The sequence below is a fragment of the Gordonia terrae genome (assembly GCF_001698225.1).
In the GTDB taxonomy this organism is placed as follows: Bacteria; Actinomycetota; Actinomycetes; order Mycobacteriales; family Mycobacteriaceae; genus Gordonia; species Gordonia terrae.
Genome location: NZ_CP016594.1, coordinates 5,692,107 through 5,701,501, shown reverse-complemented (window position 1 = coordinate 5,701,501; position 9,395 = coordinate 5,692,107). Strand labels below are relative to the sequence as shown.

Sequence of the window (9,395 nt, the reverse complement as noted above, 5' to 3'; positions counted from 1 at the left end):
CTGGCCTCCTGGTCCGGAAAACTACCAGCGTTGACGAGACTGGTGACATCGGCGCCGGAGACCGCATCTTTCCACAGGGTTATCCACACCTGTGTACAAAGGTGACGACGAGCTGGGGACTTCGGTCTGAGCCAGGCCCCCGAGGGTGTTCCTCGGCGGGCGGGTGGCCGACGCTGTGAAGGAACGTAACAGAGGTGACCGGGGGCCACAAAGCGATCGGGACGTTTGACTCGAATCTGCTGAGAATCTTGCCATCGTGGTTCAGAACACACTGGTCGGGGGCGGTACCCCCGAGGCGATCCCGTCGTTTGATTTGAACGCTCGGTGTCAGTAGTCTCGACTGGTCATCCAGGTTGCGGATTTGCGCGGCGATCGTTCGTGTTCGCCGAGTCATCACCGACACCAGTTCGGCACCGTCCTGGATCAACAGACCAACCACAACATGTGGGTCATGCCCGGGTAACCGGCGTGCCCACAGGGAGCACAAGGAGTCACCGTGGCCAAGGGCAAGCGTACTTTCCAGCCGAACAACCGTCGTCGCGCACGCGTGCACGGTTTCCGTCTGCGCATGCGGACCCGCGCCGGGCGTGCCATCGTCAGCGGCCGCCGTTCCAAGGGCCGCGCGAAGCTCACCGCCTGATCGTCGGCTCTCACCGGATCCGTCCGCGGATCCGGTCAGCTGTTCGATGACTGCGCCCCTTCATCGGATCTCACGGGGATCCGACTTCTCTCGCACCTTGAAGTCCGGTGCGCGGGTGAACAGTCGTGACTTCGTCGTGCATCTCGCGATGGTCGGTCGGAACTGGCCGGACCCGCGAGGTCTGCGTCGGGATGTCGCGATGGTCGGCGGCCCCTGGCTCGGGCTCGTCGTCAGCAAGTCCGTCGGCAACGCGGTGACCCGCCATCTCGTGGCACGACGTCTGCGTGCCGCGTTCACGGGTGCATCACATCTCCTTCCCCCGGAGACCTACGTGGTCATCCGGGCTCGCCGCAGTGCCGCAGACCGATCCAGCGATGATCTCGCCGACCAGCTCCGTGACGCGTTCGCGAGCAAGCGGGTCGCGGGCCTGTCCGCTGCGGCTGCGGTCCCGGCCGAGAGGGTGGGGTCGTAGCCATGAGCGGAACCCCCGACGCCACGTCGTCTGAACACCACGCCGAGACGCCGCCGGGTTCCCAGTCCTCGGCCGCGGCCGGCGCGCGCCTCATGCGGGGGGTGCGTCTCCTCCCCCGCCGCACCGTCATCTTCCTCATCGAGCTGTATCGCACCTGGGTGTCCCCGATGCGCCTACCGTCCTGCCGGTTCGAGCCCACCTGCTCGGGCTACGCGGTCGAAGCGCTCGACCGACACGGCTTTCTGTACGGCTCGGTGTTGTCGATCGTCCGACTCGCCAAGTGCGGGCCGTGGCACAAGCCCGGTTACGACCCGGTCCCCGAACGCGGCTTCGGCGAACTGTGCCGCGACCTGTGGGGCGGAATGACCGGAGCGCACCGACCTCGAAACCATCAGCAGGCGTCCGGCGAGACGCATGCTCTGTGAGTACAACAAGTGAGGGGTAACTGACCCGTGCTCGACTTCATCTATTACCCGGTCTCCGGGATCATGTGGGTCTGGCATTGGCTCTTCAGCCATGTCACGCCCGACACCCCGGGTGGCAACGGTATCGCGTGGGCTCTGTCGGTGGTGTTCCTCGTGTTCACCCTGCGCGCGATTCTCTACAAGCCCTTCGTGAAGCAGATCCGCACCACGAAGAAGATGCAGGAGATCAATCCGCAGCTCCAGGCGATTCGTAAGAAGTACGCCAAGGATCGGGTCAAGATGACCGAGGAGATGCAGAAGCTGCAGAAGGAGCACGGGTTCAACCCGATGCTCGGGTGCCTGCCGATGCTGCTGCAGATCCCGGTGTTCATCGGTCTGTTCCACGTGTTGCGTTCGTTCAACCGTATGGGTACCGGCATGGGCCAGCTCGGCATGAGTGCCGCCGAGACCCGTTCGCAGGGCAACTACGTCTTCAGCGCCGATCAGGTGCAGAACTTCCTCGACGCCCGCCTCTTCGGGGTTCCGCTGTCGTCCTATCTGGTCGAGCCGGCCACCGAGTTCCAGGCGTTCGTCGAGCCGGGCTCCCCCATCGACTTCACCCGGCCGCAGATCGCGTACGTCGTCGTGCCGATGATGATCATCGCGTCTATCGCCACGCACATGAACTCCCGAGCTTCGGTTGCCCGTCAGCCCGAGGCGGCGCTGGAGAACCCGCAGACGCGGATGATGAACAACCTCGCTCTGTACATCTTCCCGATCGGCATCCTCATCACCGGTCCGTTCTTCCCGGTCGCCATCCTCCTCTACTGGATGAGCAACAACATCTGGACCTACGGCCAGCAGCACATCGTCTTCGGCAACATCGCCAAGGAAGAGGAAGAGGCCAAGCTCCTCAAGCAGGAGAAGCTGAAGGCGAACGCCCCGAAGCCGGGTGTGCGGCCCGACCGGAAGAAGCGCAACGCTGCCACGAACAGCAATGGCACGGATTCGACCGGTGTCTCGCTGTCCAAGGACGGGTCCACGGACGAGCCCGACGCCGACGCGGTGGAGACCGACGCCACTCCGGCCGGCGAGTCCACGCCCGCCGCACCGGACACCGCGGCCGGCGCCAAACCCAAGCCCGGCCAGAAACCCACGCGTCCCGGAGCAGGCGCCGCACCGGGCAAGAAACAGAACCACAACCGCGGAAGCCGGTCGACGGCCAAACGCGGCAACAAACGCGGTGGCAAACGGTGACCGCCCCAGACTTGTTCGATGAAGCACAGAAGTTAGGTGAATGAGATGACAGCAGAGACTGCAACTCAAGCCGGTACAGACGCCGAGGCAACGGCCGGGACCCAGCCCGAGGATCAGGTCGATGATGCCGCGCAGAACGCTGCGGACACCGAGGCCGCCGTGGTGAGTGAAGCCGCCGACGCGGATGACACCGGCGATGACGCGTCTGACGAGACCGATGACGTCGACGGCGACGACTCCGACGACGAGGACGAGGACGATGAGGACCGTCTCGTCGAAGAAGGCGAGATCGCCGGCGACTATCTGGAGCAGTTGCTCGATGTTCTCGACTTCGACGGCGACATCGATCTCGATGTCGATGGCGACCGGGCGGTCGTCAGCATCGACGGTGGCGACGATCTGACAAAGCTCGTGGGTCGCAAGGGTGAGGTGCTCGACGCACTCCAGGAACTGACCCGCCTTGCGGTCCAGCAGGCGACAGGTGAGCGAAGCCGTCTGATGCTCGACATCGCGCGGTGGCGCTCGGATCGCCGTGATCGTCTGGCGCGTCTGGGTCGCGAAGTTGCGGAGCGGGTGCTGTCGTCGGGCGAGCGTGAGGCTCTCGATCCGATGACACCGTTCGAGCGGAAGATCGTGCACGACGCGGTGGCAGTGGTCGACGGCGTCGTGAGCGAGAGCGAGGGCGCGGAGCCCAAGCGCCGCGTGGTTGTCCTTCCCTCGTAGTAGAACTCCCCTCCCCCACGGAGGAGATCAGGCCCCGACCGACGGTCGGGGCCTGATCTATTTCTGGGTGCTGTCTCGTTGCCGGCGTGAGTCCACCAGCCGTCGAAAGGGGCCAGGTGCGTTACTTACATGCGTGTTGTTTCACGTGAAACAGGGCCGGTCCGTAATACCGAGCACCATCAACCCGGTTGCCGTGATCATTCGCGTCGGCTTGTCGCAGAGGTAACGGGTCACCTCCTCGTCTGGTGATGGCTGGTCGGTACGGCGGCGTGAGGGACCGGTGTGGCAGACCGGTTCGACAGTGCGATCGGGTCGTGGCGAGGTGTGGCGCAAAGGAGACGGACGGTGCCGGAACGTTGGGGCCGCAGAGCCTGCCGGGTGCCGTAGTTGTTCGACCTCAGCGTGGGCGCAGTAGTTGGGATTGTCCGACTCTCGTCGTGGAACACTCTCGTTGTGGAACCCTCCGGTCGTGCAACCAGCGGTTCGTGGGTGTGGACAGTCGGGCCCCTCACGCTCCGTCGCCTGTTCCGTTCGCTGTCAGGCTCCGTGGGCGGACTTCGGCGGGTCGTCTTGGTCCGTCACGTGACAATTCGTTCTCGGACACCTGACAGGCTGCTTTTCGCTGAATCACATCGATGTTGTTTCACGTGAAACGACGTGCGGCGGCGCGATATGCACCGACGGGACCGCGCCGAGGTTTCACGTGAAACACTGGGTGCGAAGGACCATCTGAAACGGAGGCGAAGTGCCGTCTGACGCACTACCCGAGCACGATCAAGATCTCGATGCGTTGGCGGTTCCGCCGGCCGCTGCCGTAGACGTCTTCGGCGATCGGCTGAACCTGGCCGCCGACTACTGGCGAATCCTTGCGACCGACGGAATCGATCACGGCTTGATGGGTCCGCGTGAGATCCCTCGGTTGTGGGATCGCCACATTCTCAATTGTGGAGTACTCGGCGAACTGATCTCGGAGCGTGCGAGCGTCATCGACATCGGGAGCGGTGCCGGGCTCCCTGGAGTGCCGCTGGCGATTGCGCGTCCCGACCTGTCGATCACGTTGATCGAACCCCTACTCCGACGCAGCACCTTCTTGGAGCGGACGACCGAGGCGCTCTCGCTCGACAACGTGACCGTCGTTCGCGGACGAGCCGAGGAGAAGTCTGTTCGCGGAACGGTCGGTCTCGCGGATGTGGTGACGTCGAGGGCGGTCGCTCCATTGGAACGACTGTCGAAGTGGTCCGCTCCCCTGGTACGTCCGGGCGGCCGGATGATCGCGATCAAGGGGTCGTCAGCGGCCGAGGAGATCGAGCGCGATCGCTCGGTTGTCGGGCGCTCTGGAATCACCGACCTGTCGGTTCGCACATGCGGTGAGCGGTTCCTCGACACACCGACGACGGTGATCACGGGAACGAAGAGTGAGCGGTCGCGAAGCGGTCGCGCCGGACGACGTTGAGGAGGCGATCGAATTGGTGTGGAGTCCGCGGAGGGCGCAGAATAGGAAGCGTTCTGTCGGCACCCCCGAAGGTGCCGCTATCGACGCTTCCGCGGTAGTCGGATCGACGGCCCCTGCCGTCGACGGTACTGGCGCGAGTCCTTACGAGGTCGGTCAAAGGAGTCCACGCGTGGTCGATCAAGACCCGAATGTTTCACGTGAAACCCCGGTCGGGGCGCGCCCTGGAGTGGATGGTCAGCCATTCGCCGACACCCCCATCGCCATGGCCGCCGAACGCGCGAGCCAGGTCTTGACTCCGGGGGGAGCCGGCCAGCTGCCGAGACCTCCGCACACGCGGATCATGACGGTTGCCAACCAGAAGGGCGGCGTCGGAAAAACCACCACGACGGTGAACCTGGCGGCGGGTCTCGCGCTGCGGGGTCTTCGGGTTCTGGTGGTCGACCTCGACCCGCAGGGAAATGCCAGCACGGCGCTGGGTATCGATCATCGAGCGCAGGACATCGCCTCGGTGTACGAACTGTTGCTCGGTGAGGTGACGCTGAAGGAAGCGATTCAGGAGTCGCCGAGTCAGCAAGGTCTGTTCTGCGTCCCGGCCACCCTAGATCTGGCCGGCGCCGAGATCGAACTCGTTTCGCTCGTTGCGCGGGAGAACAGGCTCCGCAACGCGCTGTCCGACGATGTTCTCGCGGAGTACCAGATCGATTACGTCTTCATCGACTGTCCCCCATCGCTGGGCCTGCTGACCGTGAACGCGATGGTTGCGGCTCGTGAGGTTCTCATCCCGATCCAGTGCGAGTACTACGCACTCGAAGGCGTGGGACAGCTGCTGCGCAATATCGAACTCGTGCAAGCACACCTGAACCGCGACCTCCACGTCTCCACGATCGTGCTGACGATGTACGACGGCCGGACCAAGCTGGCGGACCAGGTCGCGGAGGAAGTACGTCGACACTTCGGCGACAAGGTGCTGAGTACGATCATCCCCCGCAGCGTCAAGGTGTCGGAGGCGCCCGGATATGGGATGACGATCATCGAATACGACCCGGGCTCCCGAGGGGCGATGAGCTATCTGGACGCCGCGCGCGAGTTGGCACTACGTGCGTCCGAGGGGGCGCCGGCGTGATGTGTATCCACGATTCACGTGAAGCGCTGATCGGGCACCAGGACCGCGAAGGGAACCACCAATGAGTCAACGGGATACCGCTCAGCGCCGGGGCGGACTCGGTCGTGGGCTGGCCGCACTGATTCCGACCGGACCGGCCGACGATCAGTCGGGCGCGCCCCGTCTCGGTAACGCCGCGGCCGACGTCGTGATCGGTAAGGGCCCGACGACTGCCGGTCGTGATACCACCGCCGGTGGCAATGACAAAGACTCGACAACCGCCACGTCGACGGGTGCGGCAACGCAACCCCTCAGTCCGGAAGAGGCGGGCGCGGTGTATCGCGAACTGCCTCCGAAAGAAATCCAGCCGAATCCCAATCAGCCGCGTACTGTCTTCGACGACGAGGCGATGGCCGAACTGGTGCACTCGATCCGCGAGTTCGGCCTCATGCAACCCATCGTGGTGAGGCGCCTCAAGGAGCCCACTGCGGACGGGATCGCGTACCAGATCGTCATGGGTGAGCGTCGCTGGCGGGCCAGCCAGGAGGCGGGACTCGACGCAATCCCCGCGATTGTCCGGGAGACACCCGACGGCGACATGCTGCGGGACGCATTGCTCGAGAACATCCATCGCGCGCAACTCAACCCCCTCGAAGAAGCCGCGGCCTACCAACAGCTTCTCGAGGAGTTCGGGGTCACGCACGAGGAACTAGCCTCCCGCCTCGGCCGCTCTCGCCCGCTGATCAGCAACATGATCCGGCTACTCAAATTGCCGATCCCCGTCCAACGCCGAGTGGCGGCCGGGGTGCTGTCGGCCGGCCATGCTCGCGCTCTCCTCTCCCTCGAGACCGGAAGCGACGCGCAGGAGGCGCTCGCTGCGCGGATCGTTGCCGAAGGTCTGTCGGTGAGGGCGACGGAGGAGGCGGTCACACTCGCCAATCGAGGAGACGGGCCGGACGCGAAAGCTCCCACCGCACCGAAGCGCCGACCGATGCAGATGCCGGGCCTACAGGATCTCGCGGAGAGGCTGTCCGACAGCCTGGACACCAGGGTTACAGTCAGTCTAGGGAAAAGAAAAGGCAAGATCGTGGTGGAGTTCGGCTCGGTCGACGACCTGGAACGCATCGTTCAGTTCATCGATCCGAAGAAGTGAATTCTGGCGCGGGATTTCCGGTACCACCTAGACGCGGAAGTAATGTCACAGTGACGATAGAGGAAGCCGACGGGCGCATTCATCGCGAAAGGGCTTGTTGCTCAGTCATTTTCGATCAATCGAGCGCTGTGACGCGGAGTGCGCTGACATGAGTGTGTCTGTCAGCCGATTGGATCTCGGATTTTTCGGATCGCTCCCCCAGCACACGCGCAAATGCGTCTTCTGGGAAGTCGAGCCGGCGACCGAGACAACCGGCCTCCCTGACTTCGAGCCCTACGAGAGCGAGTTCGACAAGGAGGCGTGGATCTCGGGTCTGCTCCTCGAGTGGGGTGCATGCGGTCAGGTCGCGATCGAGTCCGGAACGAACAGTGTTGTCGGTACGGCGTTCTATGCGCCGCCCAATCGTGTTCCTCGGTCGCAGCACTTCCCCACCTCGCCGGTCAGTCACGACGCGGTGCTGCTCACGAGTATCCGTACCGAACCCGGTTATGACGAGGTGGCGACGATCCTTCTGGACGCGGTGCTGGGTGATCTCATCCGTCGCGGTGTCCGAGCGGTCGAGTCATTCGGTCTGGTGCGGAACGGGATCGGCGTGGATCCGTTCGAGTCGGTCGGCAGTGCAGGCGGACTGGCCGACGAGCTCGAGCTGTGGTCAGATGAGGCCATTGTCGAAGTCGCGCGGGAGATCCTCGACGATCCGCAAACGGATCTCTGCACTTCCTGCATGAACGACGCGTCGTTCCTGAAGGACTCCGGATTCGACGTGGTGTCGTCGCATCAGCGTTTCCCACGGTTCCGACTCGAACTCGACGAGGGCCTCGGCTGGAAGTTCGAAGTCGAGAGCGCGCTGCAGAAGCTGGTGGTGATGGCGCAGATCGATCTGGCCGGACGGCAGCAGACGGCGGTCCCGGTGGGAGCCGGGCCGCATCGGTTCAGCGGGAGCTGTTCTCCGCGGCCAGCAGATCCTCGAATGTGTAGGTGCCGGTAGGGCGATCGTCCCGGTCGAGCAGGTACAACCGTTTCACGGCCACCACGATGGCATCGGCGATCACGTTCCGCCAGTCTGAATCCGCAAGCACTGCAGCGTCATCGGGGTTCGTGATGTATCCGACGTCGATGAGGGCCACCGGCATCTTCGTGAGCCGGAGGAGATCCCAGGTGCGCTCGTGGGTTCGGCAGTCCGACAACGGGGTCCGCGCTGCGATCTCACGCTGGATGAAGCCGGCGAGGTTGCGACCGATCGTCGAGTACGAGTTGCTGTTGCCGAAGTAGAACGACGCGACGCCGTTCGCGCGCGTATTCCGGTAGTGACCGCATCGCAGCGAGATCATCAGATCGGCGTCCATCAGATTGGCGACTCGGGCGCGCTCGTCGTCGCCGGGGCGTCCACGCCCGTCGTGCGACAGGAAAGTCTGCATGCCCGCGGCCGCCATCCGGCCCTCGAGGCGGGCACTCAGGTCCCACAGCAGTTCGGACTCGCGGTGGGCGACATCACCCGTCGACAGTGCGTGAAGTCCGCCTGTTCCGGGATCGATGAGGATTCGCTTGCCGGACAGCTGCGGTCCCGATCGTCGGACGTGCTCTTCTTCACGGATCGCATACGGAGACCCGCCGGTCACCCGTGTACCGAGGCGCTCGAGCGACCGCAGCGTGGCCGGGCCGCAGATCCCGTCGGAGGCGAGGCCGTACTCGCTCTGATAGAGGCACACGGCGTTGTGCGTCGTCAGGCCGAACACGCCGTCGACGAGCGAGGTGAAATAGCCGAGATTCTGCAGCCGACTCTGCAGCGTGGCGACGTCGTCGCCGACCATGGGAGCCGACAGCTGGTACGACAGCACCCGGGCTCCGAGACGGTAGGACGCTTCGCGCAGGACTCGATAGGTGGCCGGACCGACGATGCCGTCGACGATCAGACCCCGCTCCTGCTGGAACGCCCGGACAGCCCGGTCGCAGGCTTCATCGAAGACGGCCTCAGGAGGATTCCAGCCGTTCGTCGTTCCACCGTGGGCGGGGCTCGTGGACCCGTCGTCGGGCAACAGACCGCGTCCGACCAAGATGGCGCGGATCTCGGCCACCGCCGAGCCGTGATCACCAAGTCGGAACAATGGCATGTCGTCACCCCTCGTACGAATCGCGGCAGGTGCGGCTCTGCGCGATGTGCGATGTACGCCAAGCGGTACATCGGTCAAAC

At 64.4% G+C, this 9,395-nt stretch carries 10 protein-coding genes; 9 read left to right on the top strand and 1 reads right to left on the bottom strand.

Translation table 11 applies throughout. The features are described from left to right. The first annotated feature begins 496 nt into the window (after nucleotides 1-496). The 9 genes from rpmH to BCM27_RS25240 all read left to right on the top strand — a co-directional run bounded on the left by rpmH (nucleotide 497) and on the right by BCM27_RS25240 (nucleotide 8,192). Complete coding sequence (gene rpmH, locus BCM27_RS25280) at nucleotides 497-640, top strand: 50S ribosomal protein L34 (protein ID WP_004020968.1); 144 nt, start codon at nucleotides 497-499, stop codon at nucleotides 638-640. Nucleotides 641-686: 46 nt separating this feature from the next. Next, on the top strand, nucleotides 687-1,112 hold the full coding sequence (gene rnpA / locus BCM27_RS25275; protein WP_033204224.1) for a ribonuclease P protein component: 426 nt from the start codon (nucleotides 687-689) through the stop codon (nucleotides 1,110-1,112). A 2-nt stretch (nucleotides 1,113-1,114) separates the two neighbouring features. Beyond that, nucleotides 1,115-1,537, top strand: a complete 423-nt coding sequence (yidD, locus tag BCM27_RS25270) for a membrane protein insertion efficiency factor YidD (protein ID WP_004020970.1) — start codon at nucleotides 1,115-1,117, stop codon at nucleotides 1,535-1,537. A 27-nt stretch (nucleotides 1,538-1,564) separates the two neighbouring features. Beyond that, nucleotides 1,565-2,773: a membrane protein insertase YidC gene (yidC, locus tag BCM27_RS25265; RefSeq protein WP_004020971.1), complete on the top strand. Its 1,209-nt coding sequence runs from the start codon at nucleotides 1,565-1,567 to the stop codon at nucleotides 2,771-2,773. A 45-nt stretch (nucleotides 2,774-2,818) separates the two neighbouring features. Further along, nucleotides 2,819-3,496 carry a Jag family protein gene (locus BCM27_RS25260; RefSeq protein ID WP_033204339.1) on the top strand — a complete coding sequence of 226 codons (678 nt, stop codon included), beginning with the start codon at nucleotides 2,819-2,821 and terminating at the stop codon, nucleotides 3,494-3,496. Between the two features lie 745 nt (nucleotides 3,497-4,241). Beyond that, nucleotides 4,242-4,949 carry a 16S rRNA (guanine(527)-N(7))-methyltransferase RsmG gene (rsmG, locus tag BCM27_RS25255; protein ID WP_004020973.1) on the top strand — a complete coding sequence of 236 codons (708 nt, stop codon included), beginning with the start codon at nucleotides 4,242-4,244 and terminating at the stop codon, nucleotides 4,947-4,949. A gap of 169 nt (nucleotides 4,950-5,118) precedes the next feature. Then, nucleotides 5,119-6,072 (top strand): ParA family protein, encoded by a 954-nt coding sequence (locus BCM27_RS25250; RefSeq protein WP_004020974.1) that lies wholly within the window; start codon nucleotides 5,119-5,121, stop codon nucleotides 6,070-6,072. 61 nt (nucleotides 6,073-6,133) lie between these two features. Beyond that, a complete protein-coding gene (locus BCM27_RS25245) occupies nucleotides 6,134-7,204 on the top strand; it encodes a ParB/RepB/Spo0J family partition protein (protein WP_004020975.1) in 1,071 nt (356 codons plus the stop codon). A 148-nt stretch (nucleotides 7,205-7,352) separates the two neighbouring features. Further along, nucleotides 7,353-8,192 (top strand): hypothetical protein, encoded by an 840-nt coding sequence (locus BCM27_RS25240; RefSeq protein ID WP_004020976.1) that lies wholly within the window; start codon nucleotides 7,353-7,355, stop codon nucleotides 8,190-8,192. On the opposite strand, the gene BCM27_RS25235 is transcribed toward BCM27_RS25240, so the two are convergent. Then, a complete protein-coding gene (locus BCM27_RS25235; protein WP_004020977.1) occupies nucleotides 8,137-9,315 on the bottom strand; it encodes an N-acetylmuramoyl-L-alanine amidase in 1,179 nt (392 codons plus the stop codon). The genes BCM27_RS25240 and BCM27_RS25235 overlap by 56 nt on opposite strands. Nucleotides 9,316-9,395: the final 80 nt, after the last annotated feature.

Excerpts from the sequence above, each read along its gene's own strand:
- rnpA (WP_033204224.1), top strand. The coding sequence starts at position 687 with ATGACTGCGCCCCTTCATCGGATCTCACGGGGATCCGACTTCTCTCGC.
- yidD (WP_004020970.1), top strand. The coding sequence starts at position 1,115 with ATGAGCGGAACCCCCGACGCCACGTCGTCTGAACACCACGCCGAGACG.
- BCM27_RS25260 (WP_033204339.1), top strand. The coding sequence starts at position 2,819 with ATGACAGCAGAGACTGCAACTCAAGCCGGTACAGACGCCGAGGCAACG.
- BCM27_RS25245 (WP_004020975.1), top strand. The coding sequence starts at position 6,134 with ATGAGTCAACGGGATACCGCTCAGCGCCGGGGCGGACTCGGTCGTGGG.
- BCM27_RS25240 (WP_004020976.1), top strand. The coding sequence starts at position 7,353 with ATGAGTGTGTCTGTCAGCCGATTGGATCTCGGATTTTTCGGATCGCTC.
- BCM27_RS25235 (WP_004020977.1), bottom strand. The coding sequence starts at position 9,315 with ATGCCATTGTTCCGACTTGGTGATCACGGCTCGGCGGTGGCCGAGATC.